The sequence below is a fragment of the Coprococcus sp. AM97-35 genome, assembly GCF_027697525.1.
In the GTDB taxonomy this organism is placed as follows: domain Bacteria; phylum Bacillota; class Clostridia; order Lachnospirales; family Lachnospiraceae; genus Allocoprococcus; species Allocoprococcus comes.
Window position 1 is genome coordinate 74,038 of sequence record NZ_JAQESL010000004.1, and the last position, 26,755, is coordinate 100,792.

Sequence of the window (26,755 nt, forward strand, 5' to 3'; positions counted from 1 at the left end):
AACGGTCATCGTCCATCTGTCCTGTACATCTTCCATCACAGATGTCTGTCGCTTGACTCACACTTCTACTTTAATACAGCTTCCAGGTCTGCGATCAGATCCTCTGCGCCTTCGATTCCAACGGAAAGTCTTAAAATCCGGTCTGTGATTCCGTTCCGGTCAAGCTCTTCTTTGGAAAGATCCGCATGCGTCTGGGTGATCGGATAAGTGATCAGAGTCTCAGTTCCTCCTAGGCTTTCCGCAAACTGGATCAGTTTTACATTTTCCAGAATGTGATATGCTCTCTCTTTGGAATCTACTTCAAAGGTCAGGATCGAACCAAATCCTCTTGCCTGCTTTTTCATCAGTTCGTAACCCGGATGTGATTCAAGTCCCGGATAAAGCACCCTTGTCACATACTCCTGCTTCTCCAGAAAATGTGCGATCTTCAGTGCATTTTCCTGTGCCCTGTCCATACGGACTCCAAGCGTCTTGATCCCTCTGAGGATCAACCAGCTGTCCATCGGTGCAAGGGTTGCTCCTGTCGTCTTGATAATAAAACGAAGCTGTTCCTGAATGTCCTCGCGGTTTGTTATCAGAAAACCTGCAAGTGTGTCATTATGTCCACCCAGATATTTTGTCCCGCTATGCACAACAATGTCAGCACCAAGCTTCAGCGGATTCTGGAAATATGGTGATAAAAAGGTATTGTCCACGATCAGAAGAAGTTCATGTTTTTTTGCTTTCTTTGAAAGTTCTTCCAGATCGGATACACGCATCATCGGATTGGTCGGTGTCTCTGCATAAATTGCTTTTGTGTTATCCTGGATATAATCCTCTACATCCACACTGCTTAAATCCACGCTGGTAAATGTCAGTCCATTTTTCACATTAATGCTGTGGAACAGACGGACGCTTCCTCCATAAAGATCCTCATCAATGATGATGTGATCGCCCGGTTTGAAAATCTCCATCAGAGCTGTGATTGCTGCCATTCCTGTCGAAAATGCCAGTGCATCGATTCCTTCTTCCAGCGATGCTACGATCTTCTCAAGATGTTCTCTCGTCGGATTCTGTAATCTGGAATAGTCATAACCACTTCCTCCGCCTACTCTGTCTCTTGCAAATGTTGCAGACTGATAGATTGGATAACTGATCGCCCCATATATTTCATCCTTATTATCGTCAGCCAAATGCTGACATCGTGTATCAATTCCGTACTTCATTCTTGTCTATCTCTCCTGTTTCTATAAATCAATGTCGCTATTTACTGTACAATATCTTTCTGCCAAAATCCAGTTTTCTTTTCATAAATTTACGCAAGTTCTTTCTCCGTCATCACACATTCAAACTCTCCGGAGCCGCTTACCTGTGAAAAATCTGCGGTATAGCCGAGCTTTTCATAGAATCCAAGTGCCGCTTTTCTGGAATTGATATAGATTTTTGTCACACCTTTTTCGCGCATCCAGTTTTCCGCCTCAATGATTCCTGCCTGTCCGTAATGTTTTCCCCTATAGGATTCCAGTGTTGCCACGCGCTCAATTTTTCCGGTATGTTCATCCAGATAATGCAGCCTGCAGGTGGATACCGGATAAATTCCGTCCATCACCAGAATATATTCATCTTCCGGTGTGTCATCTGAAAATTCTCCCTCAAGCGGGATCTTAAATCCCAGGCACATTGCCTGTGTCCGCACATAGTGTACCCCGGCTCTCTGCCATTCTTCTGTCACTCTGACTGCTTTCATCATTCATTCCCCGCTTTCTTTATTTTCCGGATAATTTTTCTCTTCCGTGTGGTGTCAGCCATAAGGATTCATCCGGTCCGTTCGGCACGATTGCAAACTCATTGGATGGGCAGCAATCAATATGATAATGCTTCTTGATCGCCGCAAAATTCGTTGTGTCGCCAAATCCCGGTGTCTGATACAAATCTCTTGCATATGCCCACAGATTCGGATAATCGCGGAGAAGCTTTTTATTCAGACGAAATACCGGATAATATGCACAGTCAAATCGTACCAGTGTCACATAAAGACGCACATCAGATTCAGTCAGTCTGTCACCAAATAAGTATCTCTGGTTTGCAAGCCTTCTCTCATAATCGTTTTCACCAAAACGATAGCCTTCTTCCAGAAGTGCCACATTGTAGATTGCAGCCTGACACACGCCATCGGAAATTGCCCTCGCACAGCCAACTACCTGGCCTCCATCGTAAATAAATGCCGTCGCATAGCTGTTCTTAAATATTTTTTCTTCTGTAGCGGCATCAAAATGACTCAGTCCAAAATGGTCTAAAATATCTGCCACTGCCTGATAATCTACATTTTCCTTGTCTGTCACCAGTCTGATACTCATTGCTTTCGCTCCCTTCTTTTATCCTGTTGGAAAAAATCGACTGATCCCTCAACCGATTTTGTTTTTCTCTTAAATTGAATAATCCGGTTCTTCCATCCGGTTGATCTTTGTAAAGAACTCTTTGACACGTTCGTTCTTTGGATTTCCAAACACTTCTCTCGGCGTTCCGTCTTCCAGGATCTTTCCTCCGTCCAGGAAGATCACTCTGGTTGCAACGTTTCGTACAAAGCTCATCTCATGAGACACCAGAAGCATTGTATATCCTTCATTTGCCGCTTTTTTGATCGTATCCAGAACTTCTCCGACAAGCTCCGGATCCAGTGCAGATGTCGGCTCATCCAGAAGCAAAAGCTTTGGCTCCATCGCAAGTGCTCTTGCGATTGCAACCCTCTGCTGCTGACCACCTGACATATGTCTCGGATAATGGTTTGCGTGATCCAGAAGACCTACATTTTTAAGCTGCTCTCTCGCAATCCTTTCTGCTTCCTCTTTTTTCATCTTCTTTACCACGATCAGCCCCTCCATTACATTCTGAAGCGCTGTCTTCTTTGAAAAAAGATTGAAATTCTGAAAAACCATGCCGGTCTTTTTCCGAAGCTCTGTCAAATCTTTGCCATGAATATGTGCAAGATCCTGTGTCTCACCGTCAATCGTTATGGTTCCGGTTTCCGGTTTTTCCAGTCTGTCCACACATCTTAAAAATGTGGATTTTCCTGTTCCAGAAGGTCCGATGATCGCTACGACATCTCCCTGATTGATGGTAAGGTCGATCCCATCAAGAACCTTATTATTTTTAAATGTTTTTGATATATTTTTGATTTCGATCATACCTTATTCCACCTCTGTATCTCTGATATCTAAAAGTGCCGGTGCATCTTCCGGTACCCGGAGCTTTTTCTCAAGATAGCTGATCACTCTCTCAAGTACGAAAGTAATTACCCAGTAAATAATTGCCAGTGAGATATACACTTCAAAATAACGGTAATTTCTTCCCGCAAGAATCTTTCCTTCTGCGGTCATCTCCACTACGGAACAGACAAATGCAAGAGAAGTTCCTTTGATCAGTCCGATAAATGCATTTCCAAGGGATGGGAGTGCTACCACGGTTGCCTCCGGAAGGATGATCCTTATCAATGCCTGGAAATAATTCATTCCTAAAGCGCTTGCTGCCTCAACCTGTCCTTTATCTACTGATTCAAGAGAGGCACGGATGATCTCTGCGTTAAATGCAGATTCATTGAGTGCCAGAGCAACGAATGCATATACGATTGGTGCGACTCCATTGACATTGTAGTTGGTTCCACATTTAAAATTGATATATTTCAGGAGCATCGGAATACCGAAATAAGTCACATATAACTGAACCAGGATCGGCGTTCCGCGGATAACCGAGATATAGATACTTACCAGCTGTTTCAGTACCGGTACCTTTTTAATCTTCACAAGTGCAAGGAGCAGTCCCAGGATGAGACTGGCGATCATTGCTGTGACAGCCAGTTCCATTGTGACCGGAAGATATTTTAAAAGTAGCGGTATCTGTGTAAATACCAGTTTTCCATCAAATAATTTACCCATTAGTTAATCGTCTCCTCGAACTTATCATCCTCCGGTGCGGCATCCTGACCATACCATTTTTTACTGATCTCAGTCAGGGTTCCGTCTTCCTTCAGCTCCTTCAGCGCTTTGTCTACCTGTTCTCTTAAATCTTTCTGATCCTGTGGGAAAATATAATATGCATAAGAGTTTTCTGCAATCATTTTTGCTTCATCTTCCGGAATATCATTTTTCTGCACATCATAGTTAAATTCTTCCATGTAAGAGTTGTACATTGCCAGATCGATGATCGTAAAATCCTGCGATCCGTCTGCTACATGCTGTAAAAATACAGATGTATCTGCATCCGAGTAAGTAATATTGATCGCTTTATCCGGATTCTTTTCATTCCATGCTTCTACTGCATTGGATACGCTGATTCCTGTACCACCTTCAAAAGAAAGTCCTGCTGCATCTTCAAATGATTTGATCTCTTTTCCACCTTTCTTTGTTACGAATACATAGCTGATCTTGTCATATGGATAAGAGTAAAGATAACTTGCTCCACGGTCTTCGTTGTAAGAGAAGTTGTTAACTCCGATCTGATAATTTCCACTGTTCAGTCCGGAAAGTACAGATCCAAAATCAGTCACTTCATATTCCAGTTCATAATCCGGAAGTTTATCAAAAACTGCATTCAGTACATCCACATCGTATCCTGCCGGCTTGCCATCATCGCCTACATAGACATATGGTTTTGCGTTTGCTCCGGTTGCTGCTTTGATTACTGTCTTTCCACTGTCTGAAGAGCTGTCCTTTGAAGCGCTTCCTGAAGAAGATCCGCATCCTGTAGCCAGGACTCCTGCTGCCAGTGTAACTGCTAAAATGCTTGCCAACTTTTTCATAATATTTTTCCTCGTCTTTCGTCTGTTATTTTTCTGCTTTAAATTTGTGTGCCGGATCTTTACTGAGTGATTCTCTTCCTGTCGGTGTCTTCCAGATAGTATCCCAGTCTGTTTCCTGCACCACGATATCATAGTATGTATTTTCCCAATACTCTTCATCTGCTTCATTCAGATCGACAGATGCCGCAAAATCCTTAAAATATGTGTTATGTCTGAATGCCGGGATCTGATACAGATCTCTTGCATATCCCCACAGATTCGGGTAATCTACCAGACGGTGTTTGCAAGGTCCGATATTTCTTGAATAAGACACATCCAGTCTTGCGATGGTTGTATAAAGACGGATATCACTGTCTGTCACATAATCTCCGAATAAGAATCTCTTGTCTGCAAGTCTTTCCTCCATTGCATCAAGCCCTGCGAAAAATGTCTCATATCCATCGGCAAATGCCTGTAAGGATTCAGCGAACTGCGCTCGATAAACAGCGTTGTTTACATTTTCAAAGAGCCATTTGTTCAGCTTATCGATCTCCGGTCTTAATTCTTCCGGGTAAAGATCCGGCGCTCCCTTTTTGTGGAATGGTCTGAACGCTGTTTCCAGATGATTTGTAAGCCAGTGGTAATCATTATTTACCACTTTCTTTGTCTTATAATCTACAAATGCCGGAACGGTTGTACGTCCTGTGTATTCTTCATCCGCATTGTAGTAAAGCTCACTTAAGAACTGTGCGCCCGTTTCCGGATTGATATGATCCGGGGAATTTACAAATTCCCATCCAAGATTCTCTTCCTGGTCTGTCCAGTCTACGATCTCAACTTTCACTGCATCCTCAAGTCCGAGAAGCTCTCTTGCGATCGCTGCCCGATTGGACCAGTTGCATCCTTTTGCCCAGAAAAGAATATATCTGTCTTTTTCTACCGGATTTTTCCCTTCTCCAAAACCTTCCGTGAAGCGGTTTGGCTGACGATGGAAATTTCCATATTCATCAATTTCCTGTGCAGTTTCTCTCGGTCTTACTCTGATCTGTCTTCCATTTACATCTACATATTCAAAATCTGCCATAATTCGTTCCTCCTACTGTTCTTCTGCCTTAAATTTATTGCCCGGATCGCTGCTTAAATGTGCACGGTCATGCGGTGCACCCCAGTATGCATCAAAATTAATCTCATCCAGAAATCTTGCATTGAAAGATTCAAAAAATAATGCGCCGACCTTCTTGTTGTTTGGATTTGCGAAATCCTTAAAGTAGGTGTTATTTCTGAATGCCGGAATCTGATACAGGTCTCTTGCATATCCCCACAGATTCGGATAATCGATCAGGCGGTGTTTGGTATGTCCAAGCTGCCAGGTGTAACGAATATCCAGTCTCGCCAGCGTCACATACAGTCTCACATCACTGTCTGTCACATAATCTCCAAAGAGAAATCTCTGATTTTCCAGACGTTTTTCCAGAATATCCATTGCTGCATAAAAAGAATTATAGGCATCCCAGTAAGCTTCCTTTGATCTTGCAAAGGTTGCTTTATAAACTCCATTATTAATGTTATCAAAGAGCCATTCATTCATCTCATCGATATCTTTTCTGAGTTCTTCCGGATAAAGATCCGGTGCTCCTTTTTTGTGGAACGGTTTAAAATCTACTTCAAAATAATTGGTAAGCCAGGTGTAATCGTTATTTACAACTTTTCCTGTCTTTGTATCGATCAGAGCCGGTACCGTTGTTCTTCCTGTGTAATCATCATCAGCTTTGTAATAAGCTTCACTTAAGAACTGGATTCCAAGGACCGGATCGATATGTTCTTTGTCGTATACGAATTCCCATCCAAGATTCTTCTCATGCTTTGCATGATCAACCATATTGACACTGATTGCATCTTCCAGTCCAAGAAGTTCTCTTACGATCGAAGCTCTGTTAGACCAGTGGCAAAGCTTTGCCCATACCAGATGGTATCTGCCTTTTTCTACCGGATTTTTTCCTTCTCCAAATCCTTCTGTAAAATGATTTGGCTGGCGGACAAAATATCCATTCTCATCTATCTCCGATACAACTTCCTGCGGACGTACACGGATCTTTCTTCCATTTACTACTTCATAATCAAATTCTGCCATTATTTCTTCCTCCGTTCATATTTATCAGTACTGGTTATTTTGTATAACCTTTATTTCCTATCAATTTAGTTGGTATAATATCATCTATTACCTACTAAGTCAATAGGTTATTTTATTTTTTTGTTTTTTTCTTGAAACACATATAACCCTACGGTATAATAGGTAAAAAAGCACCAGGGTTCATAAACTCTCTGGTGCTGCTATTGTACATATAAAAAAATGGGGGAAAACTAATTATGATTTCTACAAAAGGACGTTACGCACTTCGCGTGATGATTGATCTCGCCCAGCATAAGGACGAAGAATATGTTCCGCTTAACGAGATCGCAATCCGCCAGGAAATTTCCGAAAAATACCTGGAAATTGTCCTGAAAATTCTTGTAAAGAAGAAACTCTTAAAAGGACGCCGTGGCAAAGGGGGCGGATACCAGCTTACCAGGGAACCTTCTGAATACACTATCGGCGAGATTCTTGAACTTGCGGAAGGCAATCTTGCTACAGTCGCCTGCCTGGTTCCAGGTGCCGAGGTCTGCAGCCGTGAAGAGCAGTGCATTACGCTTCCTTTGTGGAAGAAATTTGATGGAATGGTACATGATTTCTTCTACGAGATTACATTGGAAGATGTGTTAAACGGAAATATTTAAGGAGATTTTTTATGAATACTTCGAATTTTGAATGGCCAGTTGATAAAAAGCCACTGTATTCCCTGCTTTCAATCCGCCTCCGCGGTCTGATTGACGGAATCCCTCACCAGATCTCAAATCTGGCAAATGCATCGGCCCTTCTCGGTGATGCGCTTCTGAACATCAACTGGGTTGGTTTTTATCTGATGAGAGAAGGCAGGCTCGTCCTTGGTCCTTTCCAGGGCAAACCTGCCTGTATTGAAATTGAAATCGGTAAAGGTGTCTGCGGAACCGCTGTGGCAAACGATCAGGTTATGCTGGTAAAGGATGTCCACCAGTTCCCGGGACATATCGCCTGCGACAGCGCCTCTAATTCCGAGATCGTGATTCCGCTTCATAAAGGAAATGAAATCGTTGGCGTTCTGGATATCGACAGCCCTGTTCTCGCCCGTTTTGATGAAGAAGATCAGGAAGGGCTGGAACACTTTGTCAGAATCCTGGAATCTATTTTTGACAGATAAGCTGTTCTTCCAGATAGCTTACAATCACCTCAGCTGCATATCCATGTGACTTTTCCCCCGGATGCCGGAGAGAACCCACTTTTCCTCCGGCGTATCCGGGAGTTCTAAAAATCCATAAATCTTTTCATAGCGTGATGGCACATTATGATCCGGATTATTATCACATCCTGACAAAACTCCCCATCCTCTCTGCGAAACAGCCCGGAATTCTACTATTTTCCACACTTGACATTTTCCTTTTCTGCTTATACATTATTACATTAGCAAAACTATTTTTATTTGGAGAGATTAAGATGAATGAATTATTAAAAAAGATCCGCCTAAAAGATGCTTCCGCATTTACACATAGTGGAAAATTCCACGCAGATGATGTATTTTCCTCTGCATTGTTATTATATTTAAATCCGGAAATTACAATCCTTCGTGGTAATAAAGTACCCGAAGACTTTGACGGCATCATATTCGACATTGGGCGCGGCAGATATGACCATCACCAGAAAGACAGCCGCATCCGTGAAAATGGCATCCCTTACGCGGCATTCGGCCTTCTCTGGGAAGAACTTGGTACCGAAATCCTGGGGGAAGAGCTTGCTGCTAAGTTTGACGAAGCTTTTGTCCAGCCACTGGATAATAATGATAATACCGGTGAAAAAAATGAACTGGCTTCACTGATTGGAAGCTTCAATCCTTCCTGGGACGAAGATGGCGGAACCGATGAAGCCTTTTTCCGTGCAGTCAGTGTTGCCGGAATGATCCTTGACAATAAATTTGCCCGTTACCTTGGAAATGAACGTGCTGACAAGCGGATCGAAGAAATTCTCGAAACACAAAATCCTGAAGCTGATTCCCGTATTCTGGTCCTTCCTGAATTCATTCCATGCCAGAAACGTCTTTCCGAAACAGATATCGCTTTCGTTATTTTTCCATCCAACCGCGGTGGTTACTGTATCCAGCCTCAGAAAAAAGAATATTCCCTGAATTATAAATGCAGTTTTCCATCTGAATGGCTCGGTCTGGAAAATGAAGAACTCCAGAAAGAAACCGGTCTTTCGAGTGCTTCTTTCTGTCACAAGGGCGGCTTTTTAATGACTACAGCTACTTTAGAAGATGCACGAAAAGCATGTCAGATCAGTCTGGATACCTTTACTGACGAGATTACCCTTGTAAATCTCAGTTCCGACACTTCTACAAACACACTTTTAATGAAGCTGCCAGAACTCACGCATGTAAAAATTATCCACAAACCTCTGCCTGATCTCCCTGCTTTAGATATCAATGGAATTTATGCTGAGGTAGAAATGGAAAAAACAGAGTGGAAAAAATATATCAAAGATCTGGTAAAAGATATGCTGAAAACGAAACCGGAAGCTGTCTATGTCGATGGAGATATGTTTTCTCTTTACCCGGTCGTGCATCAGCTTCGCAAAAAGCATATCCCGGTTCTTACTTCTGTTACAAAAGACGGTGAAAAACTTATTATCCGTATCCCATCCGGTTCCTGATTTTTTATTATCAGGAATTTGATGATCTGAAAGTGTCAAAAAGAATGTGCCATAACACATTCTTTTTGACAAATGAGAGCTTAATTATCCCAGTATAATTTTCGCTTTTTATCATCCAGCCCATCCACAAACCTTCTTTTGAATACAAGGAATTCTTCCAGATCCATCAGGATATGGTACAGCATCGCACGGCTCTCAAATTCCTCTCTGGTCTTTGGAAGTGAATTGTTCCTGATAATCGCAAAAAGTTCATGTAGTTCATCCAACTGAGCTGTCGGAACTGTATGTTCCTTCACACATACCAGCATATCAAACACATAACTCGAAATGATCATTGCCTCATCTGGCATATGTCTGATTTTCTTCATCTCATAATGTAAGTTATGGATCACGTTGCACTGCTTCATACGCATTTCAAAATAATCGATATAGTATCCCGGATGTGACTGAAACGTATTATCCTGATATTCATAGGCATCCTGGATAAAGCCCTGAACCTCTTTTTCCAACGCACAGATATCATCCCATACATTTCTCTGCATTTCCTTATTCGCCAGATATGCCGAGATCTCTCCAAGTATCATCTGCAGACGTTCTTCCGTATATCGCATATTTTCGACCAACGCCTTGCGCTGACTTCCATAATCATAAAACAAGTTCAGGACCAGTGCCATCGTAATTCCGATCAATACCAGCATAAATTCATTTGCAATAAAATCAACTTCAAAATCTCTGACTTCCAGAAAATGCATTCCGATCAGTGCATTTACAGAAATCGTCGCTCCCCATCCGATCATCTCTGAGATAATAACCACAAAAAAAACATAAATACCATATGCCATCCATTCTGATTCTACTGCCGAGAATATAATAAGCGCCATAAGTACTGAAATTATAAATGTTACAACCCTCGCTACCGATAATTTGACAGTTTTCCACTTTGTAGTCACCATCGTAAGAAGTGCAACACTCCCTGCCGCCAGTGAATACTTCAGTCCAAACAGATTGGCTATGTAAATCGCCAGACTGCTTCCTATCGCAATTTTTAGTGCCTGCATCCCAATCTTTTTACTTTTCATTGTTCCTCCTGAAATTTCATGCGTATATCCCCATAAATTCTGTACACTTGATTTTGTATCCATATTTATGATACCGAGAGCAGGATAACTATGTCAAATATTTTCTTACTTCTATCATACCTGCTCCACTCCAAAAATAATTTTGAATTGTATTTTCGATTTTTTCAATAAGCTCTGGATTATCTTCACCATCAACCATACCGTCAAAAATCATGAGTACTTTTTCGTTTTTCACATCATAATAGTATTGTGTATCATTAGCTGTGTTCCTTTTTTCGTCTGCCACTTTGATGCATACACAGTCATATATAATGCATTCGGAACCGACTGATCATAGCTGAACCATACACATCCATGTCACGCTCATATTACAAATATCCAAAATAATCCCTGTAATCATTATTATACCGATTAACAGACTAATAAACCACCTTTTTTTATCTTTACTCTCCTATAATGGTCTCATAAATTTAGACACTTTTTCGGACAGATTATAATAAATCTGATATACTAAAATCAGTATGGAAGAAAGAATTTTTGAATAATGCAGCCGTTGTATTCGACGATAAGCGTGAAGAAAATCTCAAAGAAAAACTCGCCGAAGAACGAAAAGAAAAAGCTGCATATACTCTGTATTGGGAGAGACAAAATCGGACATGATTTTAGAAATTTTTTGAAATTATTTTTTGAAGTGCAAAAAGACATAAAAAAATGCCAGGATTTCTCCTGACACCATAGTGACTGAACCAATATTCATGAGCTTTCATTTTACCATCTCCCCTTATTTATTTAAATATGCAACTTTTGATGAAATATACAAACTTGAAGTTAGCGATTTCTTTTTCCGGTATTCTCTGTCCCACGGATTTCCTCATGATAGAAATAATCTACGATCACCGGATGTCCCTGCGGGACTCTGCCATAAGGCATTTCATTATCCACAAAGGCACAATCATACTTCTTAGCCATTTTCTCAGCTTTTACTTCAAGTGCTTCAAAGTAGCTGCGGTTATGCTTGTTATAGATCTCGTCGTAAAGTGGTACAAGATCAGGATATTTTCCGGCGATATAATCCATAATTGTCTTTTTGAAACCGCCTCGAAGATTGAGATTTTCGAGCCAGAACAGATCGCACTGATCCTTTACCCGCTCAAAGATTGCTTCAAAATCCGTGATACCGGGGAATACCGGGGATACGAAACAGACTGTACGGATACCTGCTTCATATACCTGCTTCATAGCAGAGATACGGTGCTCAATGCTCGAAGCAGAATCCATATCGTTCTTGAAATTTTCATCTAATGTGTTGATCGACCATGAAACGGTTACATGTCCAAGCTTCTTCAGCAGATCAATATCCCGTACCACAAGATCCGACTTTGTGCAGATCAGAATATCTGCGTCACTGCCGATCAGCTGTTCCAGAAGTTTTCTGGTATTCCCGAATTGCTCCTCCTGTGGATTGTAGCCATCTGTCACAGAACCGATGACCACCCGCTGTCCGGCATATTTCTTCGGATTTTTAATTTCCGGCCAATGCTTCACATCAAGGAAAGTACCCCATTCCTCCTTGTGCCCGGTAAAGCGCTTCATAAAAGAAGCATAGCAATACTTGCAGGCATGTGTACAGCCCACATAGGGATTGACCGAGTAACCGCCTACCGGCAGACTAGACTTAGTCATGATGTTCTTTGTTTCCACCTCACGAATGAGGATTCCATTTATTACTTCTTCCATGATTTCTGTACCTCTAACACTTTATTAAATTCTTCCGGCATTTCCTGAATCATATTTTCATCCCCTATGATAGGGACAAGGTCTTCCTTCATAAACACCGGAATGCCGAGCTTATGTGCCTGGTCCGTCAGAGACCATGCCCATTCCGGCTCCGTATGAATCTTCCTGTTCTGAGCTCCGGTCATGGTGCCCACAACGATCCAATTGATTCCGGAAAGGTCAACTGTGCCGGGATCGTCGAATAACGGCTCAAAGGTAACATGGTAATGTTTTGCTCTGACGTTTTTCCGAAGGGCATCGATACGCCACAGTTCTGCTTTCCTCGTCACCGTAACGCCAAACCATGCGTTTTCCAGATCGGTATCAAAATCCAGCAAATCAGGTCGCTTGGTAAGGAACAGGAACTGATGCTGTGGATTTTCACGGATCTTTGCAAATACCTCGTCTCTCCATTCCGGCTTCCATCCGGAGAGATCGCTCATCCCAGTAAGAAGAAAGTTCTGCGGACGTTTCTTTTCCATCATCTTGAGCTTACCCGGAAAGAATTCAGGGTCAGCGAAGTCATCAATCACATGCCAGCGTTTCACGTTGTTGCGGGCATAGCAATATGTACACCCCACTGTGCAGCCAATGACGATATTCATGTTCTGAATCTGATCTTTGATACAAATACTCATGACTTCTGCCACTCCTCAAGATTCTTTCTGATGCGGTCGAGGCATTCCTCAAACCGGGTAATTTCTTCCTCTGAAAAACCTTTGTAGTAAATACTGCCCATCTCATCAGATACAGAATCGTACTCGCCCTTTAAGGCATGTGCTTTCTCAGTCAGAAACAGGAGCGTTTTCCTTTTGTCCGTTTCAGACTGAACACGGCTTATCAGCCCTTGATTTTCCATTCTTTCCAGCATCGTAGTAAGAGATGTTATCGCTAATCCGCATTTAGTCGAGAGTGACCTGATTGAAATACCATCCTTCTGCCACAGCACATAAAGAATACGCCCTTGGGCTCCATTAAACGCATCAATATTCTTTTCACTGAGAATCTTCTCGAAAATCCGGTCTCCAAGCTGTTTTATTTTGGTAACAAGAAATCCTCCATTCATTTCCATACAAAAGCTCCTATATAGTAGTTTATTAAAACATACTATATAGGAGCTTTATTGTCAACAGTTTATATGTCTTAATAGGTAAATTCCGTTTTTTTCAATTCTCCAAACTGGAATTGTTCAAGCTTTTCAAATACTAACGTCCTTAATTCTGTTCAATAATTGATTTATAGTAGTTACCAAAGTCAGCAAGTGAATTAACAATTGGAAGCATTTTTGTTCCGAGTTCCGTTAAGCCGTATTCAACTCTCGGTGGCTGCTCATGGTAATCGTGGCGATATGCCAGCCCATCACTCATCATTTGTCTTAAACTATCTGTCAAAACCTTTTGTGAAATACCATCTATACTTCGTTGTAACTCATTGAATCTCCATGGACGCTCTTTCAAGTTACGCAAAATCAGCAGTTTCCATTTTCCTCCGATAAGAGATACTGCTGTTGCAACTGGGCATTCCGGTAATTCTTCTTTTGCTCGCATAATTCTCACCTCCGAGTCTATTGTAACACATTCATTTTTGAGTGTACAGTTACAAAAAGGTGCGTACTTGTTTTTGTATGTGTCTCACACTATACTAATACCAAGCAACCAGAAACTACAAATTAACTATGGAGGTACTATTATGGCAAATTACACAAAAACAACTATTGGAAAGGAAAACCGAATTGAGCTGCATGAAAAGTTGTCTTTAACAGGTGCAGAAATCAGTTTAAACGAACTACCTGCAGGAGCAAATGTCCCGTTTGTTCATTCTCATAAAGAAAATGAAGAAATCTATGGAATTCTTTCAGGTAACGGCAAAGCCATAATTGATGGAGAAGAAATTAACCTTTCAACTGGAGACTGGCTAAAAATCGCACCTGCTGCAAAGCGTCAGTTTTTTGCATCCGATATTTCTGGAATTACTTATATCTGCATTCAGGTAAAAGAAAATTCTCTGGAACATTTTACAGCAGAGGATGCCGTAATCGGCTAATTAAAAGTATTTATTTACAAAAATGCACAGTTCACGATAAGCTAAGAACTGTGCATTTCTTTTTTGTTCAATATTACGTTTACTCAATTTTTCAAACAAGAAGTTATCAGTGATTATCTTTTAGAAAACAGCCAACTACAGCGACGCCAAATCCAAGAACACCTAGGACATATCCCCAAAAATTATTTGTTGTCACAGCAATTCCTAAAGGTATTATTGCAATCCCCAATAACTCAATCTTAATTCCTTTCATCGCAAATACCTTCGTTACAAACTTGAATTTCTGGATGAGTATAATATGCGGAAAATAAACTTAACTCCATCTTAAATATAGTGCTGAGTTTCACTGCCATTCTTTAACACCATTTTCACCACACCAAGCAATGCTGCAAACAAAACACCTGCAACCGGCCATACAATCCATGTAATATCCCAGCTCATCGTCCAGAAGCTCCATGCAAGGTAAATCGCTGTAGTCAAGCACCAATATACACCAGAAAACGTGTCAGTCTTTTTCTTAAACAGTTTTTCTTCTTTTGTATATTCGCCTTTCTGAAGAAGGGTAGCAATCAATATTTTCTCAGGAAGCACATCTTTTTCAGTTATAAGATAAACAATTCTCTTTACTAATGTATATGTTTTTCCTGTACCAGGGCCTGCAATAATTAATAACGGACCATCTGTTGTTGAAATAGCACTTCTCTGTGCTTCATTTGCGTTTCCAAAATCAAATGCCATATCAGTACCCCCTCTGCATTTAATTATATATTCTCATATATTTATAAATCCTATTTCGTATTACATCTTACTTTTCTGATTTTTCTTGTATCGTCCATCCGCAGGCTTTATTGCATCCGAAGGAATTAACCATGTTTTACCTTTTTTTATTGCGCCTTCAATTCTTCCCTCTGCACATAAAACACCTATTCGACGTGATGTGATATTCCATCTTTCTGATAATTCCACAGTCGTTAAATACTCCATAATCTTACCTCTTCAAAATCATACATAAGTAGAAACATAAAACTAGTTTGATTATACATCGTTTATCGGAATAATACAAACAAAAAAGAGAAGGATTTCTCCCCCTCTAATTCATTACTCCAATACCTCATCTAACATATCATTAAGTTTCATATACTCTACACCTAATGATTCACATACCATTGATATTCCATTATTCTTGTTTCCCTCATCAGTTACTATAACACCATCTTCTAAAATAGCTGTTGCAATCAAAAATGGATCTCCATTTGAGCTTCCCTTTGTTTGAATTTTTATTATTTGTGGAAATTGTTGTAATATTTCTGTAGTCTTTAACTGTACTTCCTTTGATAAAGGCAAAAAAGCATCTTTGTATTCCTTTGCCCATTTTACAATATCATCATCTTTTAATTCTTCAAATATTTCCGAACTTGAAATAAGTTGTCCATTTTCTATAAGTTCATTAAAAGCCTGCCATATATGTGAAAATCCTTAAGGACACCGCCTATCCTGTGGATCAGACAGGATAGGCATTTTTATTTTCGCTTGTTTCTCTTATCGAGAAAGGCAAGCAACGCTACAATCAAGCTACCAAAGGACATCAGCAATGCTAATATCCCAATGAAAATCGAAATGATCTCATTAAGCCGTCATCGGCGCCACCTCCCTTCCTATGTATTCCGGTTGCCCGGTATCATAAAACTCGGGAGGCTACCACTACGCTCCGCTCCGGTCGGCGCTAAACAAGCGTCCCCCGGACGCTTAACGCCCTGTCATGGGTACTTTCCTTAGATAGTATCCTAACATAAGAACTAATGCTTATGCAAGGGAAAAAATTATTGGTTATCAAGAATAATGTCTATCATATCTTGCTTTCCATTAGTGTATGCTACTCTATCATCTGCATACTTACTTTCCAATTCTTCCTTTACATTCTGATACTGCAAAGCCATATTCTCATTATCATTTAGATAATCTCTGAAATGAATATAATTTTTCCACTCAGTTCCGTTCCATTTCACAATATGAATATGGTGCGTTCTTGTATCATTTTCCATATCGCCCATTACATAAAGAAGCTGACATTCCACATCTGAACCACGATAAAATATTCCCACTTGTCGTAATTGCTCATTATGTAACATTACTTTATCAAAATCAGTTACCCCAACGACAATATCAATAATCGGTTTTGCTTTAATTGCCGGTATTGCTGTACTTCCAATATGCTGTATATCAATAGCATCATCTCCTAATATAGATTTAAGTATTTTGATTGTTTAAATGGCAGCCTCATCCCACTGTTTATCATGTGGTTCAAGCTGCACTATTCCTCTTTTTAATCCTAATGACATAGCAATCTCCTTAATATTACATCACAATTTCACTGTCGAAATATTGTTCCTGAAAATGAATCTGTCTCCTGATTTCTTCCTTTGAAAAAGTTACTCCGTCTGGCACAACTACCCACTTTTCTTCTATATCATCTTTTCTCCGAACAATGGCAATAATTTTACCTGTAAACTTCTTTACTGGTTCATTTACACCTAATATATAAGCGTCCTGCTCTTCTCCATCTGGTGCCATAACTCCTTCAATGTAACCATAATTTATTGGATAATACATATCCTTATATTCAGGATGATAACTTCCTAATGGTCTATCGACTGTGACAGTTACTGTTGCTCCAATTATAGAATTATTTTTTACCTGTAAATACTTCTCTATCAATTTCGGCTGTATCAACGGATATGTCCAGTTCTCAGGCAACTCATCCATAAGCACAACTTTCTCCATTTCGCTATGTAATTCTTTCGCAAACTCTGTTATCTCTGCAAAGCAAAGCAGTCCAAATGTTTCTTCACCAGTATCATTTACTCTAGTCTTACCTGTCACCGAATATACGCATATTGGTTTTATCTCAAATTTGATAGCCCCAGTCTCTTCCTGCAACTCCCTTTTAGCTGTTTCAAAAATATCCTCCCCAGCTTCTCTATGCCCTCCCGGCACTTCATATGTATCTCTTTCTTTATGTTTGCAAAATACCCACTTGCCGTTACTCTGTGAGATAATTACTGCAAATTTCAATAGTTCATCATTAACTGTATCATAAAATTTTACTTCCATCACATTTTCCCTTCCCATTCCAGCATAAACTCATTCAGAAATTCCTGCATTACAACCTGTCTATGTTCTGCCAGTTTCTTTCCCTCAGTCGTATTCATCATGTCTTTCAACAAAAGCAACTTTTCATAGAAATGATTAATGCTTGTAGAATCTTGATTATTCCGATACTCTTCTTTGTTCATTCCCATTTTAGGTTTTATTTCCGGATCATAAATCTTTCTTCCCCTACTACCACCATATGCAAGTGTTCTGGCAATTCCAATAGCTCCTATAGCATCAAGTCTGTCTGCATCCTGCACACATTTTCCTTCTATGGTATCAGGTACGACTGAATCAGCTCCTGCAAATGAAACTTCATCTATAATTTTGCATACCGCCTCTATCCTTTTACCATCTATTTTGTTAATTGTCATAAAATCAACTGCATTTTTCTTGGTAGCATAAGTGTCCGGAGAAAGCTTAATATCGTCCACATCATGTAACAGAGCCGCCAACCGCACTGTTTTAACATCTGCATTTTCCTGTTTTGCGATTTTAGTAGCCAGTTTATATACTCGTATCGTATGATAATAGTCATGTCCACTACTGTCTCCCGAAAATATACTTTTTATAAATCTCTTTTCATTATCTGTCATCTTTTCTCCTAATCAACCTAGCAACGCAATATATTGATTTATGAAAGTCATTACTCTCCCCACAAATAAAGCCAAACCAGAGCCATTTGATAAAACAAATGCCGGAACCCCGCATAAATACAGGCTTTCGGCATTTTAGTCCGTTATTCAAACTCGCAAATAAAATCTCGTCACTATACACTTTTGTATAGTAATTATGGTTCTATCTGGTTTTATATGTGTTCCACTGTCCAAAGTTCCCAGGCTGTACTGAACGGTGCTATCAATTTGTTATCACATCTCTGTTATCAATCAAAGATTCTCGTGATATCCTGATATCGGTTAACTACACGATAAATCTCTACATATTCGTTACCGACCTTGTAGATAATCACATAATCTTCCCATATCGCATATTTATAATCTGTCCGAAAGCTGACTCTTTTAGAAAGATCCGATCCCATTCCAGGAAACATCTGAAGGTTTTCAAATTTACCGTAAATTTCCTTTATGGTCTTTGCTGCATATTCTTCGTTATCTTCAGCAATATAATCTCGGATGTTTTTCAAATCCTTTGCAACAATCGGATTGATCCGCAATTTTAACATCTTATTCCCCCACAAGTGCTTTCAGTTCGTCCAGATCCAGCCAACCTTCGCCATCTTTCACTGCTTCTTCAGCTTCCTGCAGCTTCAAGAGAAGCTTTTTCTCTGCACGGTCACGCTCATAATCTTCAATATCCATGACAACGAAACGTCCTCTGCCATTCTTGGTCAGATATACCGGTTCTCCTTTGTGACAGTTTTTTAGGACTTCGTTATAATTTCTCAAATCAGATACTGGTAAAATATTTGCCATATTCTTTCAGCTCCTTCCTTTGATTTCAAATTGTTTCTTCTACTTTTATTATACACAAAAAGCTGTAAAATTCAACGTAGATTTTTACAGCTCTTATCATTTCTATATATTTTTATCACAATCTATTTCAAATATTGAGCAAAAATCGCCTCCAGTTCTTTATTCCCTTTCAAAAATTCATACTCTTCTTTATTTTCAATTTCTGTAGCTAATGCACGAACAAAATTATTTCCGACTCCTGAAAAAGATTTTCCCTGTACTGTATCCGCATATCTGTAATATAAAGGTGATTTCACCATCTTCCATGGCTTCTGTGACTCCATCAACACTTCTTTTATCAACTGAATACATTTTTCTACATCCTTTCGATACACGGCAATCAATAGATATGGTACTACTTTACCGTAATCCCACAGACCAAATAACGATACCATATGTTCTGTGATTTCGGCAATCTCCTCTGCTTTACAATGATTTCCGGTTTCTTCTTCCATTTCTATCAACTTATACAGATAGTTTTGTATATTCGTAACTGTCTGCATCAGTTTTCCCTCTAAAAAGAACGCTGCAATATCTGTCCCTTCCTGGTGTGCTAGTACATTCGTTTTCATAATTGTGGCATCTATCACAGTATCTGGAATTTTATCCAAAAAGATATTTGCTTCTTTATATTTTTCCATTTGTATATATTTCGCTGCAAGCATAAAAATACTGGAAATCCTTACCTTTTCATTCGGACTTTCAGCAGTTCGTTCCAGCCATTCAACAATCACATTATTGCATTCCAACTTTTTCTCATCATCGACATCGGATAAAGTTAACGCCGCATTTAAAACAGTAGCAATTGAATAAATCAACGAATCACAATGAGGATATTCCTTTATTTTATTTTTTCCCATCTCAAAAGCTTTTATAAAGCTATCCAATGAAGCTTCCGAAAGCTCATTCACAAATTGTCCAATCTCTTTTTCTGTCAATTCTTCACGAAATGAAAATAGTTCATTCATATCAATTTTTAATAATCGAGCAATTGCCGGAAGTAATGATATATCTGGATATGTGTTTCCCGTCTCCCTTAATTAAAGATATTGTTGGGTAAAAAAGAAAGGTCAGTCGATTTTGCCGATGAAGCAGTAGTAGATTTCTACTTCCTGCTCACGGCTTCCGTCCTCGCCCTTGACAGCTTCGTGGACGGTTATTTTTTCAATTAGAGTGTTCAGAAGTTCGGCGGTCAGCTCCACAGGGTTGACATACTGTTTCATCAGGGCAATCCACTTTTCAGCATCCGCTGCGGTCTGTACGGCGGCTTCCATCGTTTCGTGAAGCTGTCTTATTTTTGTTTCAAGCTCCTTTTGCTCGTTCTGGTACTTCTCGGACAGCATATTGAAGTTATACTCGGTTATGCGTCCGGCAGACCAGTCCTCATACATTTTAGCAAACAGCCCGTCAACCTCGGCTTTACGCTTCTCTGCCTTTTTCAGCTCCGCAGCCTGCTTTTTCTTCGCAGAGTTTCTTTCCCTGTCGCTGGCATTGAGCAGGCGTTTCAGCAGCTTGTCCTCGTCTTTCTGTGCCAGCATAGACCAGTATTGCAGTCTTGCAAGCACATAGGCATACAGTACATCATAGCGGATATAGTGCATGGAACACTGGCGTAATCCCTGCCCGTTCTTGCTGCAATGGTAGTACCCGTATGGGTTCTTATTCTGCTTGTTTTCCCCATAGGCTAAAGACCATCCGCAGTCTGCACATTTTATCAATCCTGCGAAAATCTGTGTCGTACCGTTTCTGCGTTTCCTGCGTCTGCTTGCAATCAGCTCCTGAACTTTTTGGAACACTTCTTCAGAAATGATGGCTTCGTGGGTATTTTCCACACGATACCATTCTTCCTGCGGCTTCCGCACCTTTTTCTTGTTCTTGAATGAAATGTTGCTCTGCTTGTTGTGAATGCTGTGACCGATGTAGGTTTCCTCTTTCAAAATGCTCTTGACCTGTGCTATCGTCCACGCATAGGCTTTTTCTGCGGGCGCACCGGCGTAGATATTGGCGAAAGTCCCGTATCTTTCATAGTTCAGCCAGCCGGGGGTAGGTACTTTTTCCTCCACCAGAATCCGTGTAATGCTGGCGGCTCCACGCCCGTGTACAGCAAGGTCAAAAATCTTCTCTACAATCCAGCGTGTTTCCGGGTCGATCAGAAGATGACCTTTTTTGTCCGGGTCTTTTACATAGCCCAGCGGTGCATAGGCTCCATAGTGTGCGCCATTGGCAAATCTTGTGTGCATGGCAGCCTTGACCTTTTTGCTGGTCTGTCGGGCGTGCATTTCATTCAGGATGTTTAAGAACGGTGCAAGCTCGCTTTCTCCGTTGATGGTGTCCACATTGTCATTGATGGCAATGTAGCGTACTCCCTTGCTGGGGAAATAGATTTCCGTGTACTGACCGGTCAGGATATAGTTTCTTCCCAGACGGGATAAGTCCTTTGTGACAACGCAGTTGATTTTCCCGTCTTCGATGTCATCAATCATCCTTTGGAAACTTGGACGCTCGAAATTTGTCCCACTCCATCCGTCGTCAATGTACTCGTCTACAACGGTCAGCCCATGCTCTGCGGCATACTGTCTAAGCATCATGCGCTGGGTCTGGATACTGCCGCTTTCCCCCTGTAATTCATCGTCACGGCTCAATCTCAAATATAGTGCAGTGTTATAAATCGTTGTATTGTATGGTTGTTTCACGGTTAAAAATCCTCCTTCTAAAAGAAACAACCCACGCTTATACAATACTCGCTGGTACAAGTATATCATAAGCGTGGGCTGATTGACAGTCGTTATTCCGTATTTTTTCAGGAAGCGGCGGCAGCGTGCTGGATCACATCTTCCAGCAGGCTGTCAAGCGGCTTCCCATCCTGTGCGAAATGCTCCGATACCTTGATACGGACTTTCCCCATGACAAAATACTGGGTGCCGTCTTTTTCGGTAAGCAGGGTGCCGCTGTTTTTGTTATTGCTCTCGTTTTTGCTTTTTGCCATAGGCAGTTACCTCCATAAATGAAATATGCCCGACAAGGGAATGTCAGACAGGTGTACAGCCGCAGACTGTCTCCGTGTCAACCAAACCGTGTCAACCGGCAGAAAAGACTTTGAAAACAATCCATAGGCGCTCTATTATTACTTTTTACTTTTTCTTTGATTTCTTGGTTGACATGGTTGACAAAGGAGAGAAATGCCCCAAATATCAGGCTTTTCCCCGTCAACCGGCTGTCAACCAAAGCGTCAACCAAAGCGTCAACCAAACTGTCAACCGGTGGCTTTTCAGAATGGAAGTTCCATTTGCCGGGCTTCTTCTTCCGTGATTTCCTGAAAACCGTCCCCCTCCGGCGGAGCTTGGTTGACACGCTCCCAGCCTTTTTGAGAACCGTATTTCTTATACCGCTTCGGGCTTTTGTAGGCTACCCAGCCCTGTATGATGCCGCCCGCAATGCCGGTATTCATAATCTCGCAGATTGCCCGTGTCTCCCAGTCTGCCGGGGAATTTAAGTTCCCCAGCGCTTCCTCATAAAGCTGCTTGGAACATACCCTGTCGCCAGTGTAGTCCTCCAAATAGGCGTAGATCATGCCGGCCTGTGTGTCTTCCTGCATAAAGTCCTGCTGGTGGGCGTTCAGGTATCGGTTCATTTCCATGCTGAATGACAGCTTATACTTCCCACTGCGATAAACCGTCATGGCTTCCGCCCACATCTGTTCGATATACGCCCTCGCCGCCGCTTCATCGTCCAGTATGTGAACCTCCGCCCGTTCCGGGTACACCGTCACGGGGAGAAAGCGCCGGTTGCCGGTGCGGTCACGGGGCAAAAAGTCCTGCCGGTTGGTCGTCCCTCCAAATACACATTGCCGCAGCCGGTCTGCCGGATGTGTCTCATACGGCACTTTGTAGGTTTCTTTCTGGCGGCTTAAGAATGACTTGATTTCCTCAATACTCTTGGCGTTGGCTGTGGCAATCATCTCCGACATCTCGATAATCCAATGCCCTTGCAGCTTGCGGTACACATTTTCATCGTCCAGCTTTTTCAAATCGTCTGAAAACCATTCGTCCCTGCCTGCCAGCAGCCGGAAAAAGGTAGATTTCCCGGCTCCCTGACCACCAACCAGACAGAGCATGACCTCAAACTTGCTCCCCGGTCTGAATACCCGCCGGATGGCTCCCATCAGGAACAGTTTCAAGGCTTCATAGGTGTATTCGTCCGTATCGGCTCCCAGAAAGTGATGCAGGGCGTAACGGATGCGCTCTGTGCCGTCCCATTGCAGGCTGTTCAGGTAATCCCTGACTGGATGGTAGCGGTTTTCATTGGCAACAATCTTGATGGCGCTCTGCACCTTTTTCTCGCTGGTAAGCCCGTAATTTTCTTCCAGATACAAAAGCAGGTAGTTCATGTCCATGTCGGTCAGCGTGGTACTGGTGCGCTCCCAGCCCAGCGGCTTCACAATGTCAATCTGCTCCGTCAAAAGGTTCAGGCGCAGCGCCCCGCGAAACAGAGGGTCACGCTGGAACACCGTCAGGCAGTTTCGGATGCTGTTCTTCACGCCGCCTTTCTGCGTCCCCTCTAATGTTTCCCGGATTTCTGCCGGTGTCTGCGCCGGTTCCATTGTGTCCATCGTCCTTTTGACCGCTTCCTGCGTTTCCGGCGGCAAGCTCTGAAATTCGCTGTTCAAGCCGCAACACCTCCTTTCCCTGTGCGGCGATCAATGCCGCTTTTTCTTCTATTTCTCCGTATAACAAAATATCCAAAAGGTATTCTGTGTAGCTTATCCTCTGCAACGCTTCCACAAAAAGAGGATGCCAGATGGCATCCTGCGGCTGTGGGGCGTGTGCTGTTTTCCAATGCTCCAGCAGGCGCAGATAATCGCATAGCACCCGGAAACAATACCGTTCCGTTTCCTGAAATCTCTGCTCCGCTGATTTTTGTCGGGGCTGTGACCTGTTGTGACGCTTCCTATCTGGCGGCGCATTGCCGGATTTCTCATAGGAAACGCCGAAGTCCTCCGCAAGCCTGACCGCAGCTTCCCGTTTCCCCAATCCATGCAGCAAAGCGGCAAAGTCGATCACATCCCCGGAAGCCCCGCAGCCGAAGCAGTAAAAGCGGCTGTCCACTTTCATGCTGGGCGTGCGGTCATTGTGGAATGGACAGCAGACCATGCCGTTTCTCCCCACCCGGATTCCATAGAATGAAGCAGCCTGCCGGGTGGTAACAGACTGTTTCACCGCTTCAAATACATTCAAATGCTCCCTCCATAAAAATACTGGTAGCGGTAAAGCTGCCGGTTATATCATAGCTCCATCTCATGTTTCTTTCTCTGTACTGCCTGTGGCTGCTCCCTCCGGCGCAGTGCGGTATCTACGGCGTTCTGCACCTGCCGTAGCCGTATGACTTCCTCCCGGAGTGGCTTGTGCTGCGGAGACAGTTCGGCATACTCTGTTTTTAACTGTGCGTATTCCTGTTTCCATGCTTTCAGGGCAATGGGTTTTCCGTCCAGTTTTTCTTTCAAAATACGGCGGGCGGCATAAAACAGCCGTAACTCCGCATCGTGGGATGTTTCAAATTTCTCCCTCTGTTTCTTAAACTTGATATTGTTCAATTCCGTATGAACAGGTTTTAGCCGCTGGTAATTCTCGCCCTCCCGTATCAATTCCTGCAATTCCTTTATCCGGGCAGATTTCTTTTTCATGGAGTCGCTTAACGCTTCAAATTCTTCGTTGACAGAGGAAAGACGCTCCTGCAAATCCTCTAATGTGAGCAGCTTGTTTTCCGTCAGATAATTGACGGCTTCGGCAAACTGCTTTAAGTTTCCGGTTCTGGCTTTATTGCTCCATGCCCCTGCGTTGCGCTGGTTGTAATAAGCGATCAACAGGTCGGCAAGGCTCGGTGTCTGCGGTTTGGAAAGTTCTTCTTTTACCTCTGCCATCCAGACAAACAGGGCTTTGATCTTCTTCCTCACATCCTGCATGAGCCGGTTGGTGGCTTTAATCCAGCGGTTCAGTTCCCCTTTCTCGGTGCGGATGCCCTTTGCTTCCATCTGCCGGACATTAGCTCCCTCGTGGACAGTAGGTATCAGGTCAAGCCCCTGCCGCACATAGGAACGGTGGTCGATACGCACATCCAGCCCTTTTTCCTCAAATTTTGTATTAACGGCAGCCGCCCACTGCTCCCGCCAGTGTTCCAGCGTTTCCGGCTCATGCCAGTCTGTTGTATGGACAGCGTTAAACATATAATCGCCGTTTTTATCCCGGATTCGGTTTCCATCTTCATCAAGAAGATATTCCCGACGCTGTTTTTGTCCCCATGTGCCATCCGGGTTCAAAGGGCGCATGGTTGTCATCACATGAAAATGCGGGTTAGGGATGCCGCCGTCCTCTTTCTCCGGGCTGTGAAAAGCAAGGTCGGCAATCATGCCTTTTGTCACAAACTGCTCCTGTACGAACTTCCTCGCCAGCTCCATGTTTTCTTCCAGCGTCAATTCATTCTGCATGGCAATATCAAAGGAATAGGCAAGCTGTGCTTTTGGATGTTTCTCGCAGTTCTCCACAGCATTCCAGAGGGTCGCCCGGTCAAGATATATTTCCGGCGCATGGGGCGGCAGCATGATTTCCGAAGCGATCACGCCGCCCTTTTTGGTGTAGTCGCTGACTTCTCCATAGTAGCTGCTGTAAAGACGCTCCCCGGCTCGATAGGCTGCGCTGGCAATGGCGCTCTGACCGGCGCTGCGCTTGATCTGTGCGATTGAAAAATGATAAAGTGCTATCCTTAGTCACCGCCTTTCTCCTGCCCGGAAATACGGGCGTGGTTCTCTGTGGCAGACCGGATGAAATGCTCCGCCTGCGGCAGATTCAAAATGCTTTCCATGAGGGAATAAAATTCCGCTTCGGATAGCTCCTTTGTCTGTGGTGCAATGCTCTCAATAGCTGCCCCACGGGTAATCAGCCGGTGCGTCCTCTGTTTCCGGGAACCGCTTTCCAGATACGCCTGCCGGTTTTTCAAACGCTGCATTTTCCGTTTTTCCTGTTCCAGCAGGACAGTGGTTTTTTCATATTCCTGCTTCAACTGTTCCAAAGATTTTTCCATGTTCTCACATCCTTTGCTGATAAGATAAAGAAAGACCATCCGCAGACAGTCCGTGTGTCAGTGCTTCTATAAAACCCGATGAAAAGGGAAAACCGCAGAGCGGATTTCTCTTTGCGGCGGGTACACAGGGGATAGCCGCTTTAGCGGCGCAAGGGGGTGTAGCCACCTTGTCGGAGCGAAGCGAACGCAGACCTCGGATTGCTGATTTTATCAGCGGCAGAGGTAAGCTCCGCAGGACGCACGATACATGGTCTTTAGACTATGTATAGAAGTGCGCCCTTAGTTCCTAAGGGATTTTGCCGTTTCCGGCAGTCTTGTCCTTTTTCTTGGAACGCTTGGAAAGATACTTCGGGCAGTCAACCACAACCGCCCGGAAGCTCTGTTTACATTCGTGTTGGCATTTCCGGCACAGTTCGTTGTAAGTGATACGGCTGCGGTCATTTAAGAAGAAAGACCATTCCAACCGCCGCTTGTTACTCATTCTTGCCATAACCGGCTCCTTTCTCCGTTTCTATCTGATGTACGCAGATAGGCTGTTTTGATGTAGCGTCTCGGTATCATTTTTAAGTTTTTTTCCCTCTGTATGCCCCTTTGGAAAGTGCGGCAGTATTGCAAGTCAGGGAATGATACC

At 42.5% G+C, this 26,755-nt stretch carries 37 protein-coding genes; 4 read left to right on the plus strand and 33 right to left on the minus strand.

From position 1 onward, the window contains the following. Positions 1-65 precede the first annotated feature (65 nt). The 8 genes from PG840_RS05195 to PG840_RS05230 all read right to left on the minus strand — a co-directional run bounded on the left by PG840_RS05195 (position 66) and on the right by PG840_RS05230 (position 6,884). The gene (locus PG840_RS05195) at positions 66-1,205 is read right to left on the minus strand and encodes a trans-sulfuration enzyme family protein (protein ID WP_270205585.1); all 1,140 of its coding nucleotides are present in this window, start codon (positions 1,203-1,205) and stop codon (positions 66-68) included. A gap of 89 nt (positions 1,206-1,294) precedes the next feature. Then, a complete protein-coding gene (locus PG840_RS05200) occupies positions 1,295-1,729 on the minus strand; it encodes a GNAT family N-acetyltransferase (RefSeq protein ID WP_008369942.1) in 435 nt (144 codons plus the stop codon). Positions 1,730-1,745: 16 nt separating this feature from the next. Further along, on the minus strand, positions 1,746-2,336 hold the full coding sequence (locus PG840_RS05205) for a glutathione S-transferase C-terminal domain-containing protein (protein ID WP_270205586.1): 591 nt from the start codon (positions 2,334-2,336) through the stop codon (positions 1,746-1,748). A gap of 69 nt (positions 2,337-2,405) precedes the next feature. Continuing rightward, on the minus strand, positions 2,406-3,164 hold the full coding sequence (locus tag PG840_RS05210) for an amino acid ABC transporter ATP-binding protein (protein ID WP_055249387.1): 759 nt from the start codon (positions 3,162-3,164) through the stop codon (positions 2,406-2,408). 3 nt (positions 3,165-3,167) lie between these two features. Next, positions 3,168-3,911, minus strand: a complete 744-nt coding sequence (locus PG840_RS05215; protein WP_055158585.1) for an amino acid ABC transporter permease — start codon at positions 3,909-3,911, stop codon at positions 3,168-3,170. Then, positions 3,911-4,774, minus strand: a complete 864-nt coding sequence (locus tag PG840_RS05220; protein WP_117835104.1) for a transporter substrate-binding domain-containing protein — start codon at positions 4,772-4,774, stop codon at positions 3,911-3,913. Before PG840_RS05220 ends, PG840_RS05215 begins: the two co-directional genes overlap by 1 nt. A gap of 25 nt (positions 4,775-4,799) precedes the next feature. Next, entirely contained in the window at positions 4,800-5,837 is a 1,038-nt protein-coding gene (locus tag PG840_RS05225) for a glutathione S-transferase C-terminal domain-containing protein (protein ID WP_270205587.1), read from the minus strand. 12 nt (positions 5,838-5,849) lie between these two features. Then, a complete protein-coding gene (locus PG840_RS05230; protein WP_117835106.1) occupies positions 5,850-6,884 on the minus strand; it encodes a glutathione S-transferase C-terminal domain-containing protein in 1,035 nt (344 codons plus the stop codon). Positions 6,885-7,120: 236 nt separating this feature from the next. Between PG840_RS05230 and PG840_RS05235 the strand changes: the two genes are divergently transcribed. Both PG840_RS05235 and PG840_RS05240 read left to right on the plus strand, forming a co-directional pair. Continuing rightward, positions 7,121-7,528 (plus strand): RrF2 family transcriptional regulator, encoded by a 408-nt coding sequence (locus PG840_RS05235; protein WP_055158591.1) that lies wholly within the window; start codon positions 7,121-7,123, stop codon positions 7,526-7,528. Positions 7,529-7,539: 11 nt separating this feature from the next. Further along, positions 7,540-8,028 carry a GAF domain-containing protein gene (locus PG840_RS05240; RefSeq protein ID WP_055158593.1) on the plus strand — a complete coding sequence of 163 codons (489 nt, stop codon included), beginning with the start codon at positions 7,540-7,542 and terminating at the stop codon, positions 8,026-8,028. A gap of 24 nt (positions 8,029-8,052) precedes the next feature. Here PG840_RS05240 and PG840_RS05245 read toward each other — a convergent pair whose 3' ends face one another. After that, positions 8,053-8,253: a hypothetical protein gene (locus tag PG840_RS05245; RefSeq protein ID WP_270205588.1), complete on the minus strand. Its 201-nt coding sequence runs from the start codon at positions 8,251-8,253 to the stop codon at positions 8,053-8,055. Between the two features lie 68 nt (positions 8,254-8,321). Here PG840_RS05245 and PG840_RS05250 point away from each other — a divergent pair, with 68 nt between their 5' ends. Then, a complete protein-coding gene (locus PG840_RS05250; protein ID WP_195479647.1) occupies positions 8,322-9,530 on the plus strand; it encodes an MYG1 family protein in 1,209 nt (402 codons plus the stop codon). Positions 9,531-9,610: 80 nt separating this feature from the next. On the opposite strand, the gene PG840_RS05255 is transcribed toward PG840_RS05250, so the two are convergent. The 6 genes from PG840_RS05255 to PG840_RS05280 form a co-directional block, all read right to left on the minus strand. Then, positions 9,611-10,609, minus strand: coding sequence for an aromatic acid exporter family protein (locus PG840_RS05255; protein ID WP_117835110.1), 999 nt, complete (start codon positions 10,607-10,609; stop codon positions 9,611-9,613). Positions 10,610-10,697: 88 nt separating this feature from the next. After that, the gene (locus PG840_RS05260; RefSeq protein WP_118198904.1) at positions 10,698-10,895 is read right to left on the minus strand and encodes a hypothetical protein; all 198 of its coding nucleotides are present in this window, start codon (positions 10,893-10,895) and stop codon (positions 10,698-10,700) included. 542 nt (positions 10,896-11,437) lie between these two features. Further along, positions 11,438-12,346 (minus strand): radical SAM mobile pair protein B, encoded by a 909-nt coding sequence (locus PG840_RS05265; protein ID WP_117835112.1) that lies wholly within the window; start codon positions 12,344-12,346, stop codon positions 11,438-11,440. Beyond that, positions 12,334-13,023, minus strand: a complete 690-nt coding sequence (locus PG840_RS05270; protein WP_270205589.1) for a radical SAM mobile pair protein A — start codon at positions 13,021-13,023, stop codon at positions 12,334-12,336. Before PG840_RS05270 ends, PG840_RS05265 begins: the two co-directional genes overlap by 13 nt. Next, complete coding sequence (locus PG840_RS05275) at positions 13,020-13,457, minus strand: radical SAM mobile pair system MarR family transcriptional regulator (RefSeq protein WP_004844961.1); 438 nt, start codon at positions 13,455-13,457, stop codon at positions 13,020-13,022. The genes PG840_RS05270 and PG840_RS05275 overlap by 4 nt, the downstream gene beginning before the upstream one ends. Before the next feature lie 142 nt (positions 13,458-13,599). After that, a complete protein-coding gene (locus PG840_RS05280; RefSeq protein ID WP_008373705.1) occupies positions 13,600-13,932 on the minus strand; it encodes a winged helix-turn-helix transcriptional regulator in 333 nt (110 codons plus the stop codon). 142 nt (positions 13,933-14,074) lie between these two features. Here PG840_RS05280 and PG840_RS05285 point away from each other — a divergent pair, with 142 nt between their 5' ends. Beyond that, positions 14,075-14,428, plus strand: a complete 354-nt coding sequence (locus tag PG840_RS05285) for a cupin domain-containing protein (RefSeq protein WP_117824071.1) — start codon at positions 14,075-14,077, stop codon at positions 14,426-14,428. A gap of 106 nt (positions 14,429-14,534) precedes the next feature. Here the strand turns inward: PG840_RS05285 and PG840_RS05290 are convergent, their stop codons facing one another. The 18 genes from PG840_RS05290 to PG840_RS05380 all read right to left on the minus strand — a co-directional run bounded on the left by PG840_RS05290 (position 14,535) and on the right by PG840_RS05380 (position 26,614). Further along, on the minus strand, positions 14,535-14,681 hold the full coding sequence (locus tag PG840_RS05290) for a hypothetical protein (protein ID WP_008373708.1): 147 nt from the start codon (positions 14,679-14,681) through the stop codon (positions 14,535-14,537). Positions 14,682-14,752: 71 nt separating this feature from the next. Then, on the minus strand, positions 14,753-15,166 hold the full coding sequence (locus tag PG840_RS05295) for a UvrD-helicase domain-containing protein (protein WP_270205591.1): 414 nt from the start codon (positions 15,164-15,166) through the stop codon (positions 14,753-14,755). A 60-nt stretch (positions 15,167-15,226) separates the two neighbouring features. Next, positions 15,227-15,412 carry a DNA-binding protein gene (locus tag PG840_RS05300; protein WP_118301011.1) on the minus strand — a complete coding sequence of 62 codons (186 nt, stop codon included), beginning with the start codon at positions 15,410-15,412 and terminating at the stop codon, positions 15,227-15,229. A gap of 114 nt (positions 15,413-15,526) precedes the next feature. Beyond that, positions 15,527-15,892 (minus strand): DUF4411 family protein, encoded by a 366-nt coding sequence (locus PG840_RS05305; protein WP_270205594.1) that lies wholly within the window; start codon positions 15,890-15,892, stop codon positions 15,527-15,529. Between the two features lie 56 nt (positions 15,893-15,948). Beyond that, the gene (locus PG840_RS05310; RefSeq protein ID WP_270205595.1) at positions 15,949-16,020 is read right to left on the minus strand and encodes a putative holin-like toxin; all 72 of its coding nucleotides are present in this window, start codon (positions 16,018-16,020) and stop codon (positions 15,949-15,951) included. 228 nt (positions 16,021-16,248) lie between these two features. Then, positions 16,249-16,689 carry a GrpB family protein gene (locus PG840_RS05315; protein ID WP_243002816.1) on the minus strand — a complete coding sequence of 147 codons (441 nt, stop codon included), beginning with the start codon at positions 16,687-16,689 and terminating at the stop codon, positions 16,249-16,251. 94 nt (positions 16,690-16,783) lie between these two features. Then, positions 16,784-17,539: an NUDIX domain-containing protein gene (locus PG840_RS16830; RefSeq protein ID WP_306464917.1), complete on the minus strand. Its 756-nt coding sequence runs from the start codon at positions 17,537-17,539 to the stop codon at positions 16,784-16,786. After that, entirely contained in the window at positions 17,539-18,174 is a 636-nt protein-coding gene (locus tag PG840_RS05330) for an HD domain-containing protein (RefSeq protein ID WP_055248363.1), read from the minus strand. Before PG840_RS05330 ends, PG840_RS16830 begins: the two co-directional genes overlap by 1 nt. Positions 18,175-18,461: 287 nt before the next feature. Continuing rightward, complete coding sequence (locus PG840_RS05335; protein WP_019163197.1) at positions 18,462-18,761, minus strand: type II toxin-antitoxin system RelE/ParE family toxin; 300 nt, start codon at positions 18,759-18,761, stop codon at positions 18,462-18,464. 1 nt (position 18,762) lies between these two features. After that, a complete protein-coding gene (locus tag PG840_RS05340; protein ID WP_021905858.1) occupies positions 18,763-19,011 on the minus strand; it encodes a type II toxin-antitoxin system prevent-host-death family antitoxin in 249 nt (82 codons plus the stop codon). 122 nt (positions 19,012-19,133) lie between these two features. Next, positions 19,134-20,018, minus strand: a complete 885-nt coding sequence (locus PG840_RS05345) for an XRE family transcriptional regulator (RefSeq protein ID WP_270613404.1) — start codon at positions 20,016-20,018, stop codon at positions 19,134-19,136. Positions 20,019-20,120: 102 nt separating this feature from the next. Further along, a complete protein-coding gene (locus PG840_RS05350; RefSeq protein WP_270613405.1) occupies positions 20,121-21,743 on the minus strand; it encodes a recombinase family protein in 1,623 nt (540 codons plus the stop codon). Between the two features lie 107 nt (positions 21,744-21,850). Next, positions 21,851-22,036: a hypothetical protein gene (locus PG840_RS05355; protein WP_004849804.1), complete on the minus strand. Its 186-nt coding sequence runs from the start codon at positions 22,034-22,036 to the stop codon at positions 21,851-21,853. A gap of 282 nt (positions 22,037-22,318) precedes the next feature. Beyond that, the gene (locus PG840_RS05360) at positions 22,319-23,659 is read right to left on the minus strand and encodes a virulence-associated E family protein (RefSeq protein ID WP_009321442.1); all 1,341 of its coding nucleotides are present in this window, start codon (positions 23,657-23,659) and stop codon (positions 22,319-22,321) included. Next, complete coding sequence (locus PG840_RS05365) at positions 23,544-24,284, minus strand: CHC2 zinc finger domain-containing protein (protein WP_014079457.1); 741 nt, start codon at positions 24,282-24,284, stop codon at positions 23,544-23,546. Before PG840_RS05365 ends, PG840_RS05360 begins: the two co-directional genes overlap by 116 nt. Positions 24,285-24,331: 47 nt before the next feature. After that, a complete protein-coding gene (gene mobQ / locus PG840_RS05370; RefSeq protein ID WP_074104019.1) occupies positions 24,332-25,804 on the minus strand; it encodes a MobQ family relaxase in 1,473 nt (490 codons plus the stop codon). 2 nt (positions 25,805-25,806) lie between these two features. After that, the gene (locus tag PG840_RS05375; RefSeq protein ID WP_008816380.1) at positions 25,807-26,124 is read right to left on the minus strand and encodes a DUF3847 domain-containing protein; all 318 of its coding nucleotides are present in this window, start codon (positions 26,122-26,124) and stop codon (positions 25,807-25,809) included. A 286-nt stretch (positions 26,125-26,410) separates the two neighbouring features. Then, the gene (locus PG840_RS05380) at positions 26,411-26,614 is read right to left on the minus strand and encodes a hypothetical protein (RefSeq protein ID WP_004614949.1); all 204 of its coding nucleotides are present in this window, start codon (positions 26,612-26,614) and stop codon (positions 26,411-26,413) included. Positions 26,615-26,755 lie beyond the last annotated feature (141 nt).

Coding starts and splice junctions, on each gene's coding strand:
- PG840_RS05360 (WP_009321442.1), bottom strand. CDS start 23,659: ATGGACACAATGGAACCGGCGCAGACACCGGCAGAAATCCGGGAAACA.
- PG840_RS05290 (WP_008373708.1), bottom strand. CDS start 14,681: ATGAAAGGAATTAAGATTGAGTTATTGGGGATTGCAATAATACCTTTA.
- PG840_RS05300 (WP_118301011.1), bottom strand. CDS start 15,412: ATGGAGTATTTAACGACTGTGGAATTATCAGAAAGATGGAATATCACA.
- PG840_RS05235 (WP_055158591.1), top strand. CDS start 7,121: ATGATTTCTACAAAAGGACGTTACGCACTTCGCGTGATGATTGATCTC.
- PG840_RS05295 (WP_270205591.1), bottom strand. CDS start 15,166: ATGGCATTTGATTTTGGAAACGCAAATGAAGCACAGAGAAGTGCTATT.
- PG840_RS05275 (WP_004844961.1), bottom strand. CDS start 13,457: ATGGAAATGAATGGAGGATTTCTTGTTACCAAAATAAAACAGCTTGGA.
- PG840_RS05240 (WP_055158593.1), top strand. CDS start 7,540: ATGAATACTTCGAATTTTGAATGGCCAGTTGATAAAAAGCCACTGTAT.
- PG840_RS05205 (WP_270205586.1), bottom strand. CDS start 2,336: ATGAGTATCAGACTGGTGACAGACAAGGAAAATGTAGATTATCAGGCA.
- PG840_RS05265 (WP_117835112.1), bottom strand. CDS start 12,346: ATGGAAGAAGTAATAAATGGAATCCTCATTCGTGAGGTGGAAACAAAG.
- PG840_RS05375 (WP_008816380.1), bottom strand. CDS start 26,124: ATGGAAAAATCTTTGGAACAGTTGAAGCAGGAATATGAAAAAACCACT.
- PG840_RS05270 (WP_270205589.1), bottom strand. CDS start 13,023: ATGAGTATTTGTATCAAAGATCAGATTCAGAACATGAATATCGTCATT.
- PG840_RS05255 (WP_117835110.1), bottom strand. CDS start 10,609: ATGAAAAGTAAAAAGATTGGGATGCAGGCACTAAAAATTGCGATAGGA.
- PG840_RS05340 (WP_021905858.1), bottom strand. CDS start 19,011: ATGGCAAATATTTTACCAGTATCTGATTTGAGAAATTATAACGAAGTC.
- PG840_RS05250 (WP_195479647.1), top strand. CDS start 8,322: ATGAATGAATTATTAAAAAAGATCCGCCTAAAAGATGCTTCCGCATTT.
- PG840_RS05195 (WP_270205585.1), bottom strand. CDS start 1,205: ATGAAGTACGGAATTGATACACGATGTCAGCATTTGGCTGACGATAAT.
- PG840_RS05355 (WP_004849804.1), bottom strand. CDS start 22,036: ATGGCAAAAAGCAAAAACGAGAGCAATAACAAAAACAGCGGCACCCTG.
- PG840_RS05200 (WP_008369942.1), bottom strand. CDS start 1,729: ATGATGAAAGCAGTCAGAGTGACAGAAGAATGGCAGAGAGCCGGGGTA.
- PG840_RS05330 (WP_055248363.1), bottom strand. CDS start 18,174: ATGACAGATAATGAAAAGAGATTTATAAAAAGTATATTTTCGGGAGAC.
- PG840_RS16830 (WP_306464917.1), bottom strand. CDS start 17,539: ATGGAAGTAAAATTTTATGATACAGTTAATGATGAACTATTGAAATTT.
- PG840_RS05215 (WP_055158585.1), bottom strand. CDS start 3,911: ATGGGTAAATTATTTGATGGAAAACTGGTATTTACACAGATACCGCTA.
- PG840_RS05220 (WP_117835104.1), bottom strand. CDS start 4,774: ATGAAAAAGTTGGCAAGCATTTTAGCAGTTACACTGGCAGCAGGAGTC.
- PG840_RS05380 (WP_004614949.1), bottom strand. CDS start 26,614: ATGGCAAGAATGAGTAACAAGCGGCGGTTGGAATGGTCTTTCTTCTTA.
- PG840_RS05210 (WP_055249387.1), bottom strand. CDS start 3,164: ATGATCGAAATCAAAAATATATCAAAAACATTTAAAAATAATAAGGTT.
- PG840_RS05345 (WP_270613404.1), bottom strand. CDS start 20,018: ATGAATGAACTATTTTCATTTCGTGAAGAATTGACAGAAAAAGAGATT.
- PG840_RS05335 (WP_019163197.1), bottom strand. CDS start 18,761: ATGTTAAAATTGCGGATCAATCCGATTGTTGCAAAGGATTTGAAAAAC.
- PG840_RS05280 (WP_008373705.1), bottom strand. CDS start 13,932: ATGCGAGCAAAAGAAGAATTACCGGAATGCCCAGTTGCAACAGCAGTA.
- PG840_RS05230 (WP_117835106.1), bottom strand. CDS start 6,884: ATGGCAGAATTTGATTATGAAGTAGTAAATGGAAGAAAGATCCGTGTA.
- PG840_RS05285 (WP_117824071.1), top strand. CDS start 14,075: ATGGCAAATTACACAAAAACAACTATTGGAAAGGAAAACCGAATTGAG.
- PG840_RS05225 (WP_270205587.1), bottom strand. CDS start 5,837: ATGGCAGATTTTGAATATGTAGATGTAAATGGAAGACAGATCAGAGTA.